20 protein-coding genes are annotated in these 20,631 nt (G+C 36.6%); 14 read left to right on the top strand and 6 right to left on the bottom strand.

What is annotated here, in order from left to right; translation table 11 throughout:
• The first annotated feature begins 2 nt into the window (after positions 1-2).
• From ACFVSW_RS14245 to ACFVSW_RS14230, 4 genes are all read left to right on the top strand, one after another.
• Positions 3-1,205, top strand: coding sequence for an MFS transporter (locus tag ACFVSW_RS14245; protein ID WP_387317103.1), 1,203 nt, complete (start codon positions 3-5; stop codon positions 1,203-1,205).
• Between the two features lie 325 nt (positions 1,206-1,530).
• A complete protein-coding gene (locus ACFVSW_RS14240) occupies positions 1,531-2,274 on the top strand; it encodes an alpha/beta fold hydrolase (RefSeq protein ID WP_387317100.1) in 744 nt (247 codons plus the stop codon).
• Positions 2,275-2,584: 310 nt separating this feature from the next.
• Positions 2,585-3,145, top strand: a complete 561-nt coding sequence (locus ACFVSW_RS14235) for a hypothetical protein (protein ID WP_387317098.1) — start codon at positions 2,585-2,587, stop codon at positions 3,143-3,145.
• A gap of 141 nt (positions 3,146-3,286) precedes the next feature.
• Positions 3,287-3,781 carry a hypothetical protein gene (locus ACFVSW_RS14230; RefSeq protein ID WP_387317095.1) on the top strand — a complete coding sequence of 165 codons (495 nt, stop codon included), beginning with the start codon at positions 3,287-3,289 and terminating at the stop codon, positions 3,779-3,781.
• A gap of 175 nt (positions 3,782-3,956) precedes the next feature.
• Here ACFVSW_RS14230 and ACFVSW_RS14225 read toward each other — a convergent pair whose 3' ends face one another.
• Positions 3,957-4,400, bottom strand: a complete 444-nt coding sequence (locus tag ACFVSW_RS14225) for a GNAT family N-acetyltransferase (protein ID WP_387317092.1) — start codon at positions 4,398-4,400, stop codon at positions 3,957-3,959.
• Between the two features lie 115 nt (positions 4,401-4,515).
• On the opposite strand from ACFVSW_RS14225, the gene pdxR reads away from it, so the two are divergent.
• Positions 4,516-5,916: a MocR-like pyridoxine biosynthesis transcription factor PdxR gene (gene pdxR, locus ACFVSW_RS14220; RefSeq protein ID WP_387317090.1), complete on the top strand. Its 1,401-nt coding sequence runs from the start codon at positions 4,516-4,518 to the stop codon at positions 5,914-5,916.
• Positions 5,917-6,449: 533 nt separating this feature from the next.
• On the opposite strand, the gene ACFVSW_RS14215 is transcribed toward pdxR, so the two are convergent.
• Positions 6,450-7,361, bottom strand: a complete 912-nt coding sequence (locus ACFVSW_RS14215; protein WP_387317089.1) for an EamA family transporter — start codon at positions 7,359-7,361, stop codon at positions 6,450-6,452.
• Positions 7,362-7,890: 529 nt separating this feature from the next.
• On the opposite strand from ACFVSW_RS14215, the gene ACFVSW_RS14210 reads away from it, so the two are divergent.
• The 6 genes from ACFVSW_RS14210 (at position 7,891) to ACFVSW_RS14185 (ending at position 13,857) form a co-directional block, all read left to right on the top strand.
• Entirely contained in the window at positions 7,891-8,469 is a 579-nt protein-coding gene (locus tag ACFVSW_RS14210; RefSeq protein ID WP_387317086.1) for a biotin transporter BioY, read from the top strand.
• Between the two features lie 124 nt (positions 8,470-8,593).
• Positions 8,594-10,060 (top strand): AMP-binding protein, encoded by a 1,467-nt coding sequence (locus ACFVSW_RS14205; protein WP_387317084.1) that lies wholly within the window; start codon positions 8,594-8,596, stop codon positions 10,058-10,060.
• Positions 10,056-11,150, top strand: coding sequence for an acetyl-CoA C-acyltransferase (locus tag ACFVSW_RS14200; RefSeq protein WP_387317400.1), 1,095 nt, complete (start codon positions 10,056-10,058; stop codon positions 11,148-11,150). Before ACFVSW_RS14205 ends, ACFVSW_RS14200 begins: the two co-directional genes overlap by 5 nt.
• Entirely contained in the window at positions 11,147-11,299 is a 153-nt protein-coding gene (locus ACFVSW_RS14195; RefSeq protein ID WP_387317081.1) for a hotdog family protein, read from the top strand. The genes ACFVSW_RS14200 and ACFVSW_RS14195 overlap by 4 nt, the downstream gene beginning before the upstream one ends.
• Before the next feature lie 641 nt (positions 11,300-11,940).
• The gene (locus ACFVSW_RS14190) at positions 11,941-13,122 is read left to right on the top strand and encodes a NupC/NupG family nucleoside CNT transporter (protein WP_387317079.1); all 1,182 of its coding nucleotides are present in this window, start codon (positions 11,941-11,943) and stop codon (positions 13,120-13,122) included.
• A gap of 105 nt (positions 13,123-13,227) precedes the next feature.
• Positions 13,228-13,857 carry an AmiS/UreI family transporter gene (locus ACFVSW_RS14185; RefSeq protein WP_387317399.1) on the top strand — a complete coding sequence of 210 codons (630 nt, stop codon included), beginning with the start codon at positions 13,228-13,230 and terminating at the stop codon, positions 13,855-13,857.
• A gap of 343 nt (positions 13,858-14,200) precedes the next feature.
• On the opposite strand, the gene ACFVSW_RS14180 is transcribed toward ACFVSW_RS14185, so the two are convergent.
• On the bottom strand, positions 14,201-14,956 hold the full coding sequence (locus ACFVSW_RS14180; RefSeq protein ID WP_387317076.1) for an SDR family NAD(P)-dependent oxidoreductase: 756 nt from the start codon (positions 14,954-14,956) through the stop codon (positions 14,201-14,203).
• 221 nt (positions 14,957-15,177) lie between these two features.
• Positions 15,178-15,912, bottom strand: coding sequence for a glucose 1-dehydrogenase (locus tag ACFVSW_RS14175; RefSeq protein WP_387317074.1), 735 nt, complete (start codon positions 15,910-15,912; stop codon positions 15,178-15,180).
• Positions 15,913-16,061: 149 nt separating this feature from the next.
• On the opposite strand from ACFVSW_RS14175, the gene ACFVSW_RS14170 reads away from it, so the two are divergent.
• Both ACFVSW_RS14170 and ACFVSW_RS14165 read left to right on the top strand, forming a co-directional pair.
• Positions 16,062-16,646, top strand: coding sequence for a TetR/AcrR family transcriptional regulator (locus ACFVSW_RS14170; protein ID WP_387317072.1), 585 nt, complete (start codon positions 16,062-16,064; stop codon positions 16,644-16,646).
• Positions 16,647-17,032: 386 nt separating this feature from the next.
• Entirely contained in the window at positions 17,033-17,782 is a 750-nt protein-coding gene (locus tag ACFVSW_RS14165; protein ID WP_387317070.1) for a DUF4253 domain-containing protein, read from the top strand.
• Positions 17,783-17,991: 209 nt separating this feature from the next.
• Here ACFVSW_RS14165 and ACFVSW_RS14160 read toward each other — a convergent pair whose 3' ends face one another.
• Positions 17,992-18,180, bottom strand: a complete 189-nt coding sequence (locus tag ACFVSW_RS14160; protein WP_387317069.1) for a DUF4177 domain-containing protein — start codon at positions 18,178-18,180, stop codon at positions 17,992-17,994.
• A 67-nt stretch (positions 18,181-18,247) separates the two neighbouring features.
• On the bottom strand, positions 18,248-19,534 hold the full coding sequence (locus tag ACFVSW_RS14155) for an NCS2 family permease (protein WP_387317067.1): 1,287 nt from the start codon (positions 19,532-19,534) through the stop codon (positions 18,248-18,250).
• 117 nt (positions 19,535-19,651) lie between these two features.
• Here ACFVSW_RS14155 and ACFVSW_RS14150 point away from each other — a divergent pair, with 117 nt between their 5' ends.
• Positions 19,652-20,518 (top strand): LysR family transcriptional regulator, encoded by an 867-nt coding sequence (locus tag ACFVSW_RS14150; protein WP_387317065.1) that lies wholly within the window; start codon positions 19,652-19,654, stop codon positions 20,516-20,518.
• The last annotated feature ends 113 nt before the right edge of the window (positions 20,519-20,631 follow it).

Here is a 20,631-nt window from a genome sequence, read left to right as displayed (position 1 = left end):
GCATGCAAGGCTGGAAACGTAATTTATGGGTGCTGTGGATTGGCGTCTTTTTCACATCGGCAAGCTTTTCAATGGTCATCCCTTTTTTGCCCATCTTTTTGCCGCAAATCGGTGTCACTGAAAATGTGGAGCTGTGGGCAGGATTGTTATTTAGCGCTGCCTTTTTCGCAGGTGCCATCGCTTCCCCGTTCTGGGGTAGTGTTGCCGATAAATATGGAAGAAAACCAATGATTATCAGGGCGGGGGTTTGTCTTTTTATCATTTATACATTAACAGCATTTGTGACCAATCCCTATCAGTTATTAGTCTTACGAATTGCACAGGGGCTTTTAACCGGATTTATTCCCGGGGCGATTGCCTTGATTGGAACGAATACGCCAGGTAAAAGCATCGGATACGCCCTGTCGATGATTTCTACCGCATCCGCATCGGGCGGGATTCTTGGACCGCTTCTTGGCGGGGGAATTGCTCATTTGGTGGGAAACCGCTGGGCTTTTGGCAGCGCAGGAATTTTCACGTTGATTTCGACTATTTTGGTCATTTTTTGGGTAACGGAGGAGAACTTCACCCCAAGCAAAAAGCGTGGCTCTGTTAAAAATGATATAAAAGAAGCGTGGGGCAATCGACCATTGATGCTGGTGCTTATCTTAACGATTATCACTGCAGGATCAATCATGACAATCGAACCGGTCCTTCCCCTGTATATAGTAAAATTGGGCGGCTCAGTTGATAAGGCCTCACTGTTGGCTGGTATTGTCTTTTCTCTTCCGGGAATCGCAAGTGCCTTATTTGCTCCAGTCTGGGGAAAATGGGCCGATAAGGTAGGATTTCATCGGGTTCTGGTTATCGGGCTTCTTGGCGGCGGCCTTGGCACGCTGGCACAAATTCTCTTTAGTGAAATTATCGGATTTTCGATTATCCGCTTTGTGTTCGGCGTCTTTTTCTGCGCCGTCTATCCGGCATTAAATGGACTCGTTGTGAAATCAACAGCGGAGGACTTCCGCGGACGAGCATTCGGGTTAAGTCAAACAGCCAACCAAATCGGCGGAATGATTGGTCCAATGATCGGCGGTGTCATTGGCGGAATTTTTCCGGTGCAAATTGTCTTTGTTGTAACAGGTATCCTGCTCTTGGCAGCGATGGGAGCGGCACATTGGAAGGGCAAGGATTTAATTAGTGGTTCGATGAGAAAAGGTAATGCGTAGCAGGTAGTAGTTTTAATGAGTGGTGACTTAGGTATTTAGATAAAGTAGTTGCTAACGGTGAAATTGTATTTGAAATCGAATCTGATATGGAGATTTAGTCCTGTAGTTGAGGAATTTTCTATTAAATATAAAATTCCTCTTTTTTTATCATAAGTTTAATTATCCGAATTAAAAAAGGGGTTTGTTTAAAATAGTTTCATATATATTTATTTTCGGGAAAAAGGAATAATATGTTAAAATATTTATGGATTTGTTCTTCAACTATCAATGGATGTATAATGCTGATTTAAAGGGAAAAATTAGTAGTTCAATAAGGGGGATTAGGATGAGAGCAAACAAGATAGCATTAGAGGAGTCATTCGTTGAAATTGATGGCTTTAAAATATTCACAAAACTTTATGAAAAAAAACAAGAGAAGCCAACTGTTGTGATGGATTCTGGTTATGGTGACTATTCAAAGGCTTGGGATAACATAATTTATGAAGTTATGAAATTTGCAAATGTTTTTGTATATGATAGGGCTGGATTAGGACGGAGCGAAAAAAGTCCCAATTCTCGTACGAGTCTGGAAATGGTAAAAGAGTTAAAGGCGGTTCTGACAAAACTTAAATTAAATCCTCCCTATATTTTAGTAGGTCATTCTTTTGGCGGTGTAAACGTACGATTATTTGCGACGCAGTTTCCTAATGACATTGCAGGAGTAGTTTTAGTGGATTCTACACCAGTAGATTATAAAGAAAGATTTCTTCCAACAATGTCTAAGGAATTTCAGGAAGCATACAATAAACAATTTATTTATGAAGGCACATATGAAGAATTTATGGCAAGTCTGAGCCAACTAAAAAAAGAGCAAAGGTATTTAGATAATATTCCCATGATTGTATTATCAGCAGGGAAAAAGGCTCATTACTCTAAGGAATCTCAGGAATTATGGAATGAGATGCAAAAAGAAATTCTTGATATTTCCGGAAAAAGCGAACTTGTTATTGCAGAAAATAGTGCTCACTATATTCAGAACGATGAACCATTCGTTGTAATTGATGCGATAAAACGAATGATAGAATATTAATTTCATTTAGAAAGTTCCTTACTAATGGTGCCGTTTATTGAATAAAGACCAGAAAACAGTGTGAAACTACGTGATTGATTTATGCATACTGCCAAACAATTTTTTGAAGGAGAGCAAAGAAGTATGTGGCTATTTGGAAAAGGTATAAAGATGAGGTTTTGTTTAAGCAAAGACCTTAAAAATAGAAGTAGTGGATCTCTAGAAGAAGATCACACTACTTTTTGTTTTTTTAGTAAAGGTATGCATTAGATATGTTTGAGAAGAAAAATGGATAATCTAAGAATAAAATTATCCAGGCAGGCGATCATTCATGAATAAACCAATCATTGTCTTTACTTTGCTTTTTTGCTGCATATTTAGCAATTCTGTTAAAGGGGAAGAAACAGTATCTCCAGAAAAAGTTATCAAAAATTATATTGCTGATTTGAATGAAAGCCAGTGGGAAAACGCTTCATCTTGGTGGGTAGAAGAACAACAGCTAGAATTATTAGACTTCATAGCCGAAAAAGAAAATCAGAAATACAAACATGGTTTGTTGAATATAGAAGAAGCAGAACTTGTTAGGTGGAGAGAACTTCCTTATGAATATGGCAAGCAATTTTTACCTAGCCGCTATATCGAGAAATTTACTAATCCAAGAGTGTTTTATGTCGGAGTAAATTATATTGTGCATATACAGAACAGTTTTTTTATTAACGGAGTAAATTACTTTTTTATTGTAATGGTTTTAGAGGATGGAGAATGGAAAATTGTTTTAACCCCACATGTACCTGTCAGGTCAATTATTTATGATGGCTATGGCTTCGGTACCGAAGATGAAAAGACCTTTGATGAAAGAAGAATAAAATTTAATAATACGACAATAGACTAAACTGTAAATTGGTCAGACTTATTGAGTTGACGTGTAAAAAAAGGATTTTTATATACTTAAAGCGAAGTAGGATACAGATAAATTAGTGTTTGAAGGAGCTAATAAATATTACTAAAATTCTAGAAGGAGAATTCCTATCCTATGTTTGGTTTCTTAAATAGAACAAAATTAATAAAAGATGATTTAAAAGGCAGGGCGAAATTGATGTATCAGGATGTCTCGACTGATTCCTGGGATCAAGAGAACCTTACTAAAAGAAATTTAGATTTCACTATTGAAAGCATTCGATATATTGATAAGTATGCAAATAGATTAATGAATTCGGAAATCGGTCATGAACTGTTGACTAAGCATTTTGATAATTTCGTGGTTCGAATCGGTGCTTATATTGGCGAGGTTATTAAAAATAATCTTAAGCAAGACTTTTACTGGTATGAGTTTGGTTCGGTTTACAATCACTCTACCAAACTTGATGGCGTGTACAGTAGTATTCAAACGCAGCAGAGTGTTCTTTATTCTAAAAATCGAGATACAGTTTTATTACCATTAAATGAGGTATCACAATTCTTGGAAGGAAACTCAATCTATCCCAATTTCCTCACTTATGTTGAAGAAACGATGAAGCAAAATTCTTAAATAAGAATAAAAGTCTCTATTTTATCTAGTTTCTTAATTAAATCCTGTTTAAACATTCTAACAACTCCCACCGCTAAAGCAGTGGGAGCCTATAGGTGACAGTGGCAAACTTGCTAAATACACTTCTCAACGATCCCCTTATCTTTCCTTGTGGATCGCTCTTGCAACGAGCAAACTAAAGTCTTTTTAAAAAGCAATAACTAACTTTGTCATATTTCATTTTATGTTCATAAAAGCGATGGGCATCAATGCGTTGTAAACCAGAAGAGAGTGATACATTTTCATAGCCATTTTCTTTTGCCAACCTTTGTACATAAACAAGAAGGGCAGCACCGTAACCCTTTGAACGTACATCAGAACTGGTCACTAAATCACAAACCCAGATGGACTTGCCATTGTATAAAGTAATCATCGGCATAAAGCCTGTTACAGCTACGATTTGTCCATTTTCAAATAACCCCGCCAGTTTATAATCTTCCTTTTGTGTTGCTTCTTGAACTAATTCGAGATAACTTACTTCGTCTAAATGTGTCCGCAGCTGTTTCATCACTGGAAATGCTTCTCGCCATTCCGTTTCACTATTCAATTCCTTTATTACAAATGGTTGCTTATTAACCATTTCTCTTCCTCCCTTATCTAAAATTCCATTCATTAATAATATTTAATCACAAACTGGTATAATCGAAAGTATCAGATTTGATAAATTTATTAGTACCAGATAAGGAGGATGAAGGGTGCTTGAAATAACTCCTGTTTTTGATAATAAAAGTAAGGATCCCTTGTATATTCAACTATCGAACTACATAAAACAAGAAATTTTAACGGGTAGAATAAAGCCTAAAGAAAAATTACCGTCAAAACGTCATTTATCTACTTATCTTGGGTTGAGTTTAAATACCATTCAGGCTGCCTATGATCAATTAGGTGCGGAAGGTTATCTGGAAAGTAAACCCCGTCAAGGATTATTTGTCACAATGTTGGAAGATGACATATTCCCTAATCAAGAATATCCACAATTTGAGCCGAAAAGTGAGCAAGTTCAAGCAAATGTTAAAATTGATTTCAATTCGGGAAATGTTGATTTAGAGCACTTTCCGTTTGCTGTATGGAGAAAATTAACCATTCAATACTTATACGATGATCAATGCGAATTTTTTAATACTGGAAATCCGCAAGGTGAGCAACAACTTCGAGAGGAAATAGCAAAATATCTATTTGCGTCTAGGGGTGTTAAGTGTTCTTCCAATCAAATCGTCATTGGTGCAGGTACCCAGGTACTAATGGGATTATTATGTTTATTAATTGGTAAAGACCATACATATGCCCTAGAGAATCCAGGATTCCACCGTACCAGGACCGTCTTAGAAGATCTGGGAGCTCATACAATCTCAATTCCTCTAGATGAAGACGGAATGGATGTAAAAAAATTAAAGGATAGTACCACAAATGCTGCTTATGTTACCCCATCCCATCAATTCCCTTATGGAATGGTTATGCCGATACAACGCAGAATGGAGTTGTTAAGATGGGCAGAAGAAAAAGGCAGCTATATTATTGAGGATGATTATGACGGTGAATTTCGTTATAAAGGGAAACCAATTGCTTCCTTACAAGGGCTAGATACAAACGGAAATGTTGTCTATTTAGGGACATTTTCAAAGTCATTGATTCCGTCCATTCGGATCAGCTATCTGGTGTTGCCACAGACGCTATTACAGAAATACCAAGAGCACTTTACGATTTATAAACAAACAGCATCCAGACTTCATCAGATTACTTTATATCGTTTTATGAACGAAGGCTATTGGCAAACACATTTAAATAAAATGAGAACCCTTTACCGTAAAAAACAGAATACTTTAATCCACTCTATCAATAAGTACATGGGGGACAATGTAAATATAATTGGTGAAAAATCCGGGCTGCATATCGTTTTGGAAGTGAAAAATGGAATTTCGGAAAAAGAATTAATCGATAGGGCAATGAAGGTTGGCGTTAAAGTATATCCATTGTCAATCTATTACGCTGGGTCTAATGAAAGCCAAGAGTCAAAAGTCTTACTTGGTTTTGGCGGTTTGACGATAGAGGAAATTGAAAAGGGAATTCGGCTTTTGACAACAGCTTGGAATATTTAAATCAGATTATCTTATTAATTATTGAAATAGTATAAAGGGGCGTTTCTCTAAGCGGAAATGGCTCTTTTTATTTGTTTGATGTTTTGTCATCACAGGCTTTTCAAAAAAGAATGTAGCCCATTAAACAATATATGAAATGAAGAGCAATTTTGAGAGAAAACTAGGAAAGAATTGTCCTTCATAAAGGAGATGAAGGACATTTGAGTTGGAAAAAAAGAGAGGTTTGTCCTTCATAAAGGAGATGAAGGACATTTTAGTTGGAAAACAAGAGAGATTTGTCCTTCATAAAGGAGATGAAGGACATTTTAGTTGGAAAGCAAGAGAGAATTGTCCTTCATAAAGGAGATGAAGGACATTTTAGTTGGAAAGCAAGAGAGAATTGTCCTTCATAAAGGAGATGAAGGACATTTTAGTTGGAAAACAAGAAAGAATTGTCCTTCATAAGGATAATGAAGGACAATTTTGTGGAAGAGACACGTAGTATTGTTCATCATATGCTCTGTGCGAACGCGGACTCCTCTACCCTGCTTAATCTATGAGACTGATTCCCTTTCCAAAGAAACGGATTTCATTTTTGCTTTAGGTAATTTGACATTTCCTGCGACAATTCCACCTAAGATTAAAACAACCCCGATCCATTGGGATGTGCTTACGTGTTCTGCCAAAACAAGCGATGATAATATTATTGCAACCGGAAGTTCAGATGCTGTTAATATGGTGCCAAGCCCTGGACCGATATGCGGCATCCCGATTGAAAGTAAAAGTGGCGGCAAGGATACACCTAATATGCCAAGATACAAACCATACGGTGCTACACCCATGAAAACAGGTAAATGGAGTAACTCCGTTGGTTGAACCAGGACTAAAACAGCGATCAAACCACCAGTGGCAAATAGTGCACTTTTCTGTACAGCTGGTGTATCTTTTCCCACTGTGCTGCTAAGAAAGATGAAAGTAGTATAGGTCAAAGCGGAAAGCAGTCCCCAAACGGTTCCTTGCCATGTTATGTCTCCGCCGCCTTCTGTAATAATACCTGCTGCCAGAATAGAACCAATAACGAGAATTCCTATCGAGATAATCTTCCCAAATGTCGGTGCCTTTTTATAAAAGACCCACTCAAATAAGCTGCCAATCCAGACAAATTGAAATAAAAAGATGATCGCAAGTGAAGCGTGAAGTGTTTGTAGTGATTGATAATAAAAGACACCCGTTAATCCAAGTGGAATTCCCGAGATAAGTAGTTTTCCTATTTTGGGAAGTGTCAGTTTTTTCTTTTTTGAAAAAAGGGCTACCATCCAGATGAGTATTGTCCCCAATAAATACTGACTCCCTGTCACCTCTGCCGTGGTAAAACCCGCGGAATAAGCAAGCTTTACAAAAGTAGATAAGGCACCGTAGCAGCATCCCCCTAAAAACACAATGAGTGCGTATTGCCAAGTTTTCATTTTTCCTACCCCTTTCAATCTATTAATTGACTTGTTTTTGCGTGGCCCATCCCTTTACCACACAAAAAAGCCACACAGCTATCATAGGATGGCTGTGTGGCGAAAATAGAGATTTCTCTAGAAAAGTCCACAAACAAATAGTTTTTTATTATTCAAACTTACTTTTGTAACTTTAAAACAAATGATAATAAATGTCAATGAAAAATTATTCTCTATAAAATATACGCATTAAATTGATCATCTTTAGAAATTCAAAATTAATAATAATAGTTGAGATAACATCAGAAAAGCAGGGAAATCACGAACGGATTCCCTGCTTTTTATTATGGAGTTTCTATGTGAATCACATTTGTAGTCACTTGTTTGATGAAGGACTTTCAGTCACAATTCCCGGCACTTACGACACATATTCCGGCACTTATATCAATATTAATTGTTAACCAACCTTTTAGTTTGGTTGACAATTAACTTAAGACTCATTAGTATGATAGTTGAAAATAGTACATATTGATTAAAAGGAGCTAAAAAAATGAAGATTAAAGAAATTACGTTTGTCGCAGTGTTTGCTGCCGTTATGGGGACTCTAGGACTAGTTCCACCAATTATGCTTTCCTTTACACCCGTTCCCATAACATTACAAACTCTAGGTGTTCTTCTTACGGGAGGAATATTAGGAGCAAGATTAGGGGCGATGAGCCAAACCATCTTTTTATTAATTGTTGCTGCGGGAATGCCTCTTCTATCTGGAGGACGTGGTGGACTAAGTGTATTTGTCGGACCAAGTGTTGGTTATTTAATTTCATGGCCTATTACGGCTTTCTGTATTGGGTATTTACTATCCCGTTTTCAAACGTTAAAAATACAGCATGTTTTATTGATTAATCTGACAGTGGGCATTCTATTAATCTATTTGATCGGAATTCCTATCCAAGCATTTATGATGAATATTCCTGTGTTAAAAGCGGTGAAATTAAGCTTAGTTTATATTCCAGGGGATGTGTTAAAATCAATACTAGCTTCTATTTTAGTTTACCGACTAAGAAAGCACCCTGTTTTTTCACGCTCAGTAACAAGAAGTAATTCCAATCATTTATCTAATAATACCTAAATCTTAAGAGACACTTTGATGTGTCTCTATTTTAGAGGATAGGAAAAATAACTATCCTATCAGGCATGAGCACACGAAGGAAAGCTTTGTGAGTCTTTGAGTTTTCTTTATAAGGAGATAGATTATGGGAAATATTACAGAATCATATAAGACTTTCGCAACATTATCCCCCAACAAGATCGCGATCCATACAAATCATCAACAAATCAGTTATCAACAATGGGATGAATTAATCAATCAAACAGCAAACTGGCTTCATTCCCTTCATTCAGAAAATAAAACAATCGGAATCCTTTTGCCGAACGGTATCCCTTTCTTACAGTTCTTTGCAGGTGCCTCCAAGGGAGGTTGGACTGCGGTTCCATATGATTTGAAATGGAAAATAACCGAATTGGAAAAAAGGGTGATCCTTTCGCAACCTTCTATCATTGTTACAACTAAAGAAAATTACATTCAAATCAAACAAAGTATTCCTAATGTAATGATTTTGGAGGATATCCTACAGGAAATCGCGCAGTTCAATCCTACAACGGTAAAGAAAACGGATGAAAACCTGCCTTTTTACATTGGATTTACTTCTGGTACGACAGGGAATCCAAAAGCATTTGTTCGCTCCCAAGATTCATGGGTGGCTAGCTTTGATTGCAATCGTTTTGATTTCGGGTTAGATGCATCCGATCAAGTTCTTATTGCTGGTACCTTAATTCATTCTCATTTTCTGTACGGAGCCATTAGCACGTTGTATTTAGGAGGAACGGTCTTTCTCTTAGATAAGTTCTCTCCTCAAGAAGGACTTTCATGGATCCATTCCTTTCCAATAACAACGGTATATGTAGTTCCGACAATGATAGAAGCATTCCTGAAGGAAGGAATCCTAATCGATAAGTCAATAAAAATTCTTTCATCTGGTGCAAAATGGTCTGAAAGATCAAAATTAGAAATCCGCCAGATGTTTCCTAATATGACCATGTACGAATTTTATGGGGCAAGTGAATTGAGTTTCATTACTGTACTTTCTGATAGAGAAGGAATTCAGAAGGCTACAACTGTCGGAAAGCCTTGTTATGGTGTAGAGGTACAAATACGGCGTCAGGAGCAGGAATTAGCACAGCCAAATGAGACCGGAAAAATATATGTAAGAAGCAGATTTATGATCGATGGGTACTTTGATCATAATGGAAGGACCATTCATTCCATTCAAGATGAAGAGGGATGGGCTACAGTCCATGATATGGGCTATTTTGACGAGGATGGCTTTTTATATATTGTAGGTCGTGAGCCAAATATGATTTTGTATGGAGGAATAAATATTTTTCCTGAAGAAATAGAAAAAGTGATTTCTTTACATCGGGATGTCGAGGAAGTTGCTGTAATAGGCCTATCAGATTCGTATTGGGGTCAGGTTGTGGCTGCAGTAGTGAAAGGAAAGTGTAGCCCATTAGAGTTAAAAAGATTTTGTAAAACCCATCTAGCTTCTTATAAAATTCCTCGAAAGTGGTTTTTTCTTTCTGAAATGCCCTATACAACGAGTGGAAAGATTGCACGTGCCGAGTTAATAAAACGAATGGAAAGCATGGTGACTAGCGATTAAACGAGCGGTAATTGTTCAAGCGAAACGAACCCCGATCGGAAAAAAGGATGGAATCTTACGAGACATTCAGCCACATGAGCTGGCAGCTCCTCTCCTCCAACATTTAGCGGATGGATTAGAAGAAAAGATAGAAGACATCATTTTGGGAAATGTAGTTGGACCAGGTGGAAACGTAGCTCGAGTGGCTGCATTAGAAGCAGGACTTCCTCTTTCTGCTGCGGGAATCACCATTGACCGTCAATGTAGTGCAGGGTTAGAAGCGATTAGAATAGCCTGTTATTTTGTCCAAGGTGGAGCAGGATCTTGCTACATTGCCGGTGGTGTAGAAAGTACGAGTACTTCACCGTTTCCAGCTAGAGCGAGATTTTCTCCTGAAAAAATTGGCGACCCAGATATGGGCGTTGCAGCAGAATTTGTAGCTGAAAAATATGCCATTACAAGGGAAATGCAGGATGAATATGCTCTATTAAGCTATACACGCAGCTGGGAAGCTTACGATAAAGGATATTTTCATCAAGAGATCATTCCAATTGGGGATTTCCATCAAGATGAAGAATTACTTAGAAAAAGAAAGATGGAAGTACTTTTAAATCGGGCGAAGCCTATATTCAAGAAGAACGGTACGGTTACTGCAGCGAACAGTTGTGGGATACATGACGGGGCTTCTGCTGTACTAGTCATGGAAGAAAGTATGGCAGTAAATCATGGATTCCAGCCTGTTTTACGATTTTTGGATAGTGAAGTCGCAGGTGTACTTCCTCATTATCCAGGGGCAGCTCCTATTCCAGCTATTCAAGCCCTATTAAAAAGAAACAGCTTAACCATTGAGGACATTGACCTAATTGAAATAAACGAAGCATTCTCTTCCAAAATTGTCACTTGTACAAAAGAACTTTCCATTCCGTATGAAAAGTTAAATGTTTGTGGGGGAGCTTTAACGCTAGGACATCCATATGGAGCTTCAGGAAGCATTATGATTACTAGGCTTTTTTATGAAGTTCAAAGAAGAAAGGATATCAAATATGTACTGGCTGCGATTGGAAGCGGTGGAGGAATCGGAGTAGCGGTCCTATTCGAGGTGGCAACATGAAAACGGATAAACATGAGATTATTTTTAGTAAAGAAGATGTACAACAATTTGTCCAATTGATTGGCGATCGAAATCCTATCTATCAGAGTGCGGAGAGGGCCAAAGCCTATACCAGGAGAATAAATGAAATATCCTCAGTTTCAGGCTGAGGGTTATTTTTGGGTATCCCCGCCTCTGTTTTTGCCATGAGGGGCTCGCCAATCGGCGCGTTTTCTTTATTATTCAATAAATTTTGAGAACTCAACAGGTCCTTTTTCTTTTTTAGAAGAATTACAAAAACCTCATTTAGATGCAGCACGGTGAACCGTATTATAAATACAGGCGGTTTTTCTGATAAAAATATGTAAAAGGTGTGTGAACATCCATCAATAAATGACATGCTGATGGATGTTTTTTTATTTCTGTAGTAATACTGGAATCTCGTAGTAAAAGAGATGGAAAGTGCCATTTTTTGTTTATAAATTTTACATTATTTCTTGCTAATGATTACAAAATTTCAGTAATTATTAAATTATGGTGCAATTTTGTTAATGTGAATATAAAAAGATCGATGATGGGAGAATTGGTAAAAATTAAGTTAATATTTCGTTCAAGTGTTACTTAACATTTGTTCATGATATATGCTATAGTAATTTAGGTTAAATTAAACGAAATGATGTAAGCGTTCACGTTGGGCAAAATGCTAAACAGTTTTATTAGGATTTAGCAAAATAATTTTTTGTCCTAATCCTGTAAGCGAATTCAGAACAAGTTACTTATAAGAATGAATTACATCATTGTGGAGGACATCATGAAATACATCATTGCCATCATCGGATTACTAGTTGTTTTTGGACTTGCTTATGTAGCAAGTAATAATCGGAGAAATATTAAAGTCAAACCGATTATTCTTATGGTTATCATTCAAGTAGTATTAGCAAGTTTATTATTAAATACAAAGTTTGGCTTAGTTTTAATAAAAGGATTTGCAAACGTTTTTAGTAAAATATTAGAATACGCTGGTAGCGGGGTATCCTTTGTGTTTGGAGGGATTGCGAATAAAGGTGAAATGCCTTTCTTCCTTAACGTCTTACTTCCAATCGTGTTCATATCAGTATTAATTGGTATTTTTCAATATTTAAAAATACTTCCTTTTATTATGAAAGTTATTGGCTTGTTGTTAAGTAAAGTCAATGGTATGGGGAAATTAGAGTCTTACAATGCCGTTGCTTCGGCAATGGTTGGACAATCAGAAGTATTTATCACGGTTAAAAAGCAACTTGGCAAATTACCTGCCAATCGCTTATATACGTTATGTGCTTCAGCCATGTCGACTGTTTCGATGTCAATTGTTGGTGCTTATATGACAATGATTGAACCTAAATATGTCGTTACGGCACTTGTGATTAACTTATTTGGCGGATTTATTATTTCTTCAATTATCAACCCATATACTGTTGAGGCAAGCGAGGACCTTCTCATTATTCAAGAAGAAGAAAAACAAAGCTTCTTTGAAATGTTAGGGGAATATATTATTGATGGTTTTAAAGTAGCGATTATTGTCGGCGCGATGTTAATCGGATTTGTTGCGTTAATGGCAGCCATTAATAATATTTTTGATTTGATTTTTGGTATTTCATTTCAGCAAATTTTAGGATATATCTTTGCGCCTGTTGCCTTTATCATGGGGATTCCATTCTCTGAAGCTGTACAAGCTGGTGGAATTATGGCAACAAAGCTTGTGACAAATGAGTTCGTAGCTATGATGGATTTAACAAAAATTCAAGCACACTTTAGCACTCGAACATTAGGGATTATTTCTGTCTTCCTTGTCTCATTTGCCAACTTCTCTTCAATTGGAATTATTTCAGGAGCTGTAAAAGGTTTAAATGAAAAGCAAGGAAACACTGTGGCAAGATTTGGTTTAAAATTATTGTATGGAGCAACGTTAGTCAGTGTACTAACAGCTGTGATTGTAAGTATTGTTTTATAAAAAATGTTTGAAAAAGCAATTTTTCTTCTTTATAAAGAGGAGAAACTGCTTTTTCTATTTAAAAGGAGGGGAATGTTGTGGAAAAGGCTTTTCACAACAATTAATATGAGTTTTGTTGGTTTATTTCTTTCGGGTGCAGTCTTATTTTTAAATAGCCTTTTGTTGTTAGGGAAGGCAGAAGCAAAGAGTGTTGGTATCTTTAATATTTTTGTAGGAACACTTCAAATAATTATTCCATTTTATTTACTCGTTGTTTCAGATCAAAATAATTGGGACCTTTATAATGGCGCGTCCATTTTTTTATTTGGCTTAACCTATTTATATGCTGGGATAACCTTCTTGAAGGGGTTAGAGGGAAATGGTCTCGGTTGGTATTGTTTATGGGTTGCAATTGTTGCAGTCGTTTATACCATTACATCTATTATTCACTTTCATAATATTGTCAGTGCATTAACATGGGGAATGTGGGCATTTTTATGGTTTCTATTCTTTTTATCAAATTCGCTTAAAAAGAAAATTGATTATTACCTTGGTATGGTTGCATTTGTGCAATCATGGGTAACGCTTACAATGCCATCCATGCTTTATTTTTTAGGTGTATGGAATACACAATCTGTTTATCAAATCTGGACCTACGTTTTACTTCTATCTATTTTCTATTTTGTTGTGATTCTATTTAAAGGAAAATTTTCATTAAAAAAAGAAAGTGGTCGTAAAGAAATTAACGTACTATAAACAAATTGTTTAATGTTCGATTACTTTAACAAACATAGCCAGAATTCCCCTATCTCAAGGAACGAAGTGAGTAGGGCGGGAAATGGATAGTATAGGGCTAAACAAGATATATTATTTATGACATACTTGTTTAGCCTACCTTTTTTGTCCAGTGTGCTTTATATATTATTGATAGATTTTTAGTAATTAATATTTCGACTTTTACAAAACCCTTCATTTTTGGTAAAGCACACAGTCTCCAAATACTATTAGTCACGCGTAATTAATAATGCAAACAAGCCTATTCAAGAACAATAATTCTTGAATAGGCTTTTCTAATACCTATACTTTATATATGTGATGATTAGTGAAGCATTATTGAACCGCCGTCAACCATGATTGTTTGGCCAGTAATATATCGAGATTCCTCAGAAGCTAAGAATACGGCAACACGGCCGATATCATTTTCTACATCACCAAAACGGCCCATTGGAATTTTGCTTTTAACGCTTTCGTAATATTCAGGCTGTGCTTTTGCCCATGCTTGTACACCTGGAGAGTTAGCGAGTGGACTGATTATGTTTACATTAATACCGAATCTGCCCCATTCGTTTGCTGCTACACGTGATAACCCACGAATCGCTTCTTTAGCAGCAGCATAAGCTGCTTGTGTTTCATGTCCCTCAAGACCCGCACCAGATGCGAAGTTAATGATATTTCCTTTAGATTCCTTCAAGTATGGTAGTGCAGCTTGCATTAAATAAAATGTCGGATAAAATCCAGTACCAAATGATAGATCTAAATCTGCTTGTGTTGTTTCTTCTATTGTTATTTGTTTCGCAGCATGGGCATTATTTACTAAAACATCTAATCTACCGTATTTATCAACAACTGTTTTAATAATTTGACCAAGATTTTCTCGATCCATTAAATCAGCTTGAAGGAACATTGATTGTGGAGAAAAGGCTTGCAATTCTTTTTCCATTTCTTTACCGGCTCCTTCATTTACGTCTACGATAGTTACGATTGCGCCTTCTTTTACCATCGCTTTCGCCATTCCACTGCCGATACCACCAGCACCACCAGTAATAATAACTACTTTATCTTGTAATTTCCCCATTCTAAACATCCTCTAAGTTAAATATTAAAATAGTTTGGAGCTAAACTAAAATGATTATTCACTAAGACTGTCTTCATGTTCAATAATAAATAATTAATGTAAAATAGAGCCGCCGTCGATGATTAATTCAATTCCAGTAACAAATTTGGATTCGTCAGAAGCTAAATATAGAACCCCCTTCCAGTTTGAAACGGCAGGGAGTTCTTTAAGTTATGCTTGCCTTACATGGCTGTTAAGCCGCCATCAATGATGAATTCAGCTCCTGTTGAATAACTTGATTCATCAGAGGCTAAGTAAACCACTAAGCTTGAAACTTCTTCTGGCTGTGCAACACGTTTTAAAGGAATATGTTTAGAGAATTCTTCTACTGCTGCTTTTGTATCCTCTTGAACAACCATTGGGGTTGCAATAACTCCCGGGTGCACAGAGTTTACACGAATTCCGTAATGAGCACCTTCGATTGCAGCTGCTTTTGTCATACCACGAACGGCGAATTTTGTATCTGTATAACCGATAGCACCAGCAACAATTCCATTCATTGATGAAATATTGACGATGGAAGCGCCGCTGGCTTTTTGCATGGACGGGATAACGGACTTCATTCCTAAAAATACGGAAACTTGGTTAATGTCGACGATGCGGCGGTATTCTTCTTCTGTTAATGCTAATATCGATTTTGCCATAGTAATCCCAGCGTTGTTGACTAAAACATTTACCGGACCAAAGGCTTTTTCTGTTTCAGCTACGACCGTTGCCCAATCATCAGCACTTGTAACATTGTGTTTGACGAACAAAGCGTTTTCGCCAAGTTCTGCTGCAAGGGCATTTCCTTTTTCATCATTTAAGTCTGTTAAAACGACTTTCGCACCCTCTTCGATAAATTTCCGTGCATGTGATGCACCCATCCCTTGAGCAGCACCAGTGATAATCGCAATTTTTCCGTCTAAACGAGCCATGTTTTATTCCTCCTATAAATACTATGGTAATATAATAAAAAACTACATTTGTAAATTAACAGATAATACGAGAGTTGTCCAATAAAAAGATTGATGTCATAATTAATATATCTATTTTTTAATAAATAATAGGGGGATAACAATTACCTATGACAAAAAACGAAGACCGCCGCACCAAGAGGACGCAAAAAAAATTAAAGCATGCGTTATTGGAATTATTGAAAGAAAAGGAGTTAAACGATCTCTCCATTACGGAGGTAGCGCAATATGCTCAATGTAACCGCGTCACCTTTTATTCGCATTATAGGGATTTACACGCTTTATTAGCTGCGATATTTGATGATTATTTAAATGATTTAATTACTTACTTTCGTAAAGGCTATCAAAATTTAGAGCGCTTTTCGTCAGAGAATGAGCACAGACATCTACCTCTTTTTGAATTTATCTATCAAAATCAATTTGTTTTTTCCCTCATTTTAAAAGGAGAAGTTGTCCCAGGATCGCAAAATCAATTTTGTGAATGTCTAGTACAAGTATCTAGCACCGAGCTAAGACTAGGAGAGGCAACTGAAATTGAAATTCCTGCATTAAACTATTTCTTAACATATGGAACCCTCGGCTTCTTTATGTATTGGATTCAGCAGGATTTCAAAGATTCTCCTGAAGTGATGGCAAAAAAATTATCGTATCTACAAAGCAAGATGTTTAAAGAGGCGATTGTTGTTGAGGAATGAAATAGGTGCTTGTAAGTCGCTATCTTTAATGTAAAAAAAAATAAATTCGGAATTATCTAGTGTGATTAGAACCTGCAGATCTAATTCCAAAAAAACCCGATTTTCGGAGACTCTTAAATAAGAGGCCAAATTGGGTTTTGATATTATTAAGTTTCTTATCGGGTCTACATCTGTGGATTTTTGTAAAAAAATTGCTGCTTAAATAAGTGCCGATGAAACTAATCATAAATAGAGACGGTTTTAGGATGTAATAATTAGAGGTGATACAAATTTCTGTATCACCTTTTAATGTAGATAAATTTTTAAGAAGGTACTAATAAAATTTTATTGAATTTATAAATATGATCATCTTTATCCAATAACAAAGCCTTAAGGAGATGAAGAGAATGGGTATATTTGATAAATTCAAAAAAAATAAAGAAAAGAAAGATTATATTGAAGAAATAATAGCTAAATTGGGTTGCGACTGTTCAATTATTGAAGAGAACGATGTTGAAGGTGTTATGACCATGTATCATCAAGCTCTCATAGAAGGCAAAAAAGATGGCTATACACCACTTATTATTATCCCTTCAGAGATGATGTTAGAAATAGTTGATACCGAGATGGATAATGAATACTCGAATGATGATCGAGAAACCATTATAGCGAAAGCGGAGGACATTGATGTAAAAGAGTTGTTAAAGAGACTGCTAGATGAGGTGATGCCTATGGAAGATGACGAAGACTACGATATCACAGGTGAGTTTTCTGCAAAGGAACAGACAAACTTTTTTCTGTCAATTGAAGAAGTAATTAATGAGAAAATCATTCTAGCTAAGATTCCAACAGATAAACCTTGGGAAGTAGCCGCCTGGGTTCCAATGGGAGGATTTAATGAATGTCCATTGCCAGAGGAGCAAGTTGCTGTATTCAAATATTGGTATGAAAAATATGGAGCTACACCCGCGTTAATAACTCCTGATGTATGGGAATTATTTGTGGGAAATCCCCCTAAAACACAAGAAGAATCGGAATTACTTGCCTGGGAACAATTTGGATTTTGTGGTGATATAGTCTGGCAAGGGGTTGGTACAGTAAATTCACTTTCAGGAACACTTATTAATTCTTCCGTATGGTATTTCTGGTGGGACTAACTACTTTAATACCCCATTAAAAACCTCATTTAGATACATCACGCTGAACCATACCATAAATAAATGAGGATTTATAAAAGGCGATTGCTAATAATATTTAGCAATCGCCTTTATCTTCATAAGCAACGTTAAATTACTGTAAGTGCCACTGGCACACCCGCATTCTGTCGAATTCATCAACATTATTCGAAGTGTTAAAGGCACTGTTCTTAACTAAGGGGTCTTTCAAAAATAATTTCAAAATATGAGGCAGAACCGTATCCAGATGTAGCAGGAGCGAATAATTGGACGAATCTCCAACCATCCTTCGCATGATTGGCAATAATCTCATGATAATCTTCTTTCGGCATATTGTTCCATCTGCTGAGTTTAATTTTCACTATATTATATTCGAACATTTTACAAACCTCCATTTTGAGTAATATTAATTAATAAACGGTTAGATTGCAGAAAATAGCTTTTACACTAAAATACGTATTGAACAATAAAATTTCCGATAAAGAGAATGGCGATCAAATAAAGCACAGGGTGAACTTCCTTTCCTTTCCCCAATAAAAGCTTCATCAATGGGTATAGAATAAAGCCAAAAGACATGCCATCTGCAATGCTATAGGTTAATGGAATCAATACAATAATTAGAAGTGCCGGAAAGCTCTCTGTTAAGTCATCCATTGAAATATGGACAATGTTTTGCAGCATAAGAACGCCTATTAATATCAGAATCGGGGAAACTGCACTTGCAGGAACCATTTTAATGACAGGTATAAACAAGAGTGAAACGAGAAACCATAATCCAGTCACAATGCTGGTCAACCCTGTTTTTCCGCCGGCTGCAATTCCTGCTGCTCCTTCCACTGATGCAACAGTTGGACTTGTTCCAAAGATCCCGGAAGATAAAACGGAAACAGCTGTAGCCTGGAGTGCTTTCTTACTGATCCCAGGTTTTTTTAACATATTGCTATGTCCATGAATCAAGCCAATATTTTCAAACACAACGACCATTGCAAAAGAGATGGAAGTCAGCCAGAATACAATATTACCTACTTGTGACCACGAAGCCTGACCAAAAACGCCAAGGTATCCATTAAAGGATGGCATTGAAAGGGACAGCCCCTCAGAAGTGGCCCCGCCAAGCCAAATCGATAACAACGAGGTAATCATAATACTTATTAAAAGGTTTCCCGGTACATTTTTAATAAATAATAAAACCGTAATAACCAAACCAATGAATGTAGTGATTGCTGAGGGGCTGCTTAAATCTCCAATTGCAAGCAGGGTATGCTCAGAATTTGTAATAATACCAGCATTGTCAAATCCAATTAAGATCAATAAGATTCCAATCCCAACGGTAATGGCTTCTTTTAAGGAATTAGGAATAGAGGACATAATCATTTTCGCCATTGGTGTAAAGGCAATCACAACAAAGATCACTCCTGTAACGAAAACCATTGCCAACGCTTCCTGCCAAGTAAATCCCCCGGATTGAACGATAGTATAAGTAAACATCGCATTGAGGCCCATACCAGGGATGAGGGTAAGAGGGGCATTACTCCATAAGCCGACTATTACGCATCCAAAAGCACTGGTTAATATGGTCGAGATGATTCCTGCTTCCATCGGAATTCCTGCTACTGCCAAAATCGTTGCATTGACAATAATGATGTAGAACGCTGCTAAATATGAAATAAATCCTGCAGAAAATTCTTTTGTAATTGTCGTACCATTTTGATTTAATTTAAAAAATCTTTCCATGTGATCACCTTTCTATTTACAATGAAAACGATAGTTATCATATCATGGACATATACTATATGAAAAATATATAATTAATATATAAACTATATATTTTTTAAATATAAGGTGGATTCAATGGATATTAAACAATTACGGTATTTTATAGCGATAGCTGAGGAAAAGAATATAACAGCTGCTGCCAATCGGCTGCATTTGTCACAACCACCGCTTAGCATAATGATGAAACAATTAGAGGATGAGCTAGGTGTTAAATTAATCGAGAGAAATGGGAGGAGTATGGAATTAACCGATAAAGGCTATGTGCTCTACAAAAGAGCAATGCATCTCGTAAACAGTTTTGAAGAAATAAAAAATGAATTACAGGATACAGAGGAGGGAAAAAAGGGTGTTCTTAATGTAGGAATCAATACATTATCGGTTTCGGGATTTTCGGAAATGCTTCAATCTTTTCACAAAAATAATCCCCTTGTTTCCCTAAAAATAGTTCAAAACGACTCCTTTTATTTAGCGGAATTGGTAAAAAACAGGGCGATTGAAATTGCATTTGTACGTCTTCCGCTTGAACATCGTGGTTTGAAATATCATCATCTAATTAATGAGCCCTTTGTTTTCGTAAGCAATAATGTAGTAGCTAATATATCTCTAGAAGAGATTTCGAATAAGCCCCTTATTATTCCTAGTACAGAGGGCTTGGGCATCTATAATACGATTATTGAAGCATTTACTAGACAAAATCTTCAAATAACAAGTATTGCGGAGTGCTCTGATATGCATGTCTTAATGGACCTAGTGAAGGGGGGAATGGGGGCAACGATTGTTCCAAAATCTGTTTTTGATGTCTATGGGGCTAAAAGTCTTTACTCTACGCCGATAAGCAATCCCAACATGACCTCTTCTTTAGGAGTCATTTGGCTTGAACATCATTTTGTCTCTACTCCAGCTAAGAATTTTATGGAGTTAGCAAAGGAATACTATAATTGAAAAAGGTGCCGAAAAAAGTGCCTGTCACCACCCGTAATTGCAATAAACTGAACCCAAACTATAATTATATTGGCGTTGGTTATGTGTCACAAGGTAATTATTGGACACATGAG

This window comes from Neobacillus sp. NPDC058068 (assembly GCF_042885335.1).
GTDB lineage: Bacteria > Bacillota > Bacilli > Bacillales > Cytobacillaceae > Neobacillus.
This window is presented reverse-complemented; position numbering and strand designations above follow the sequence as displayed.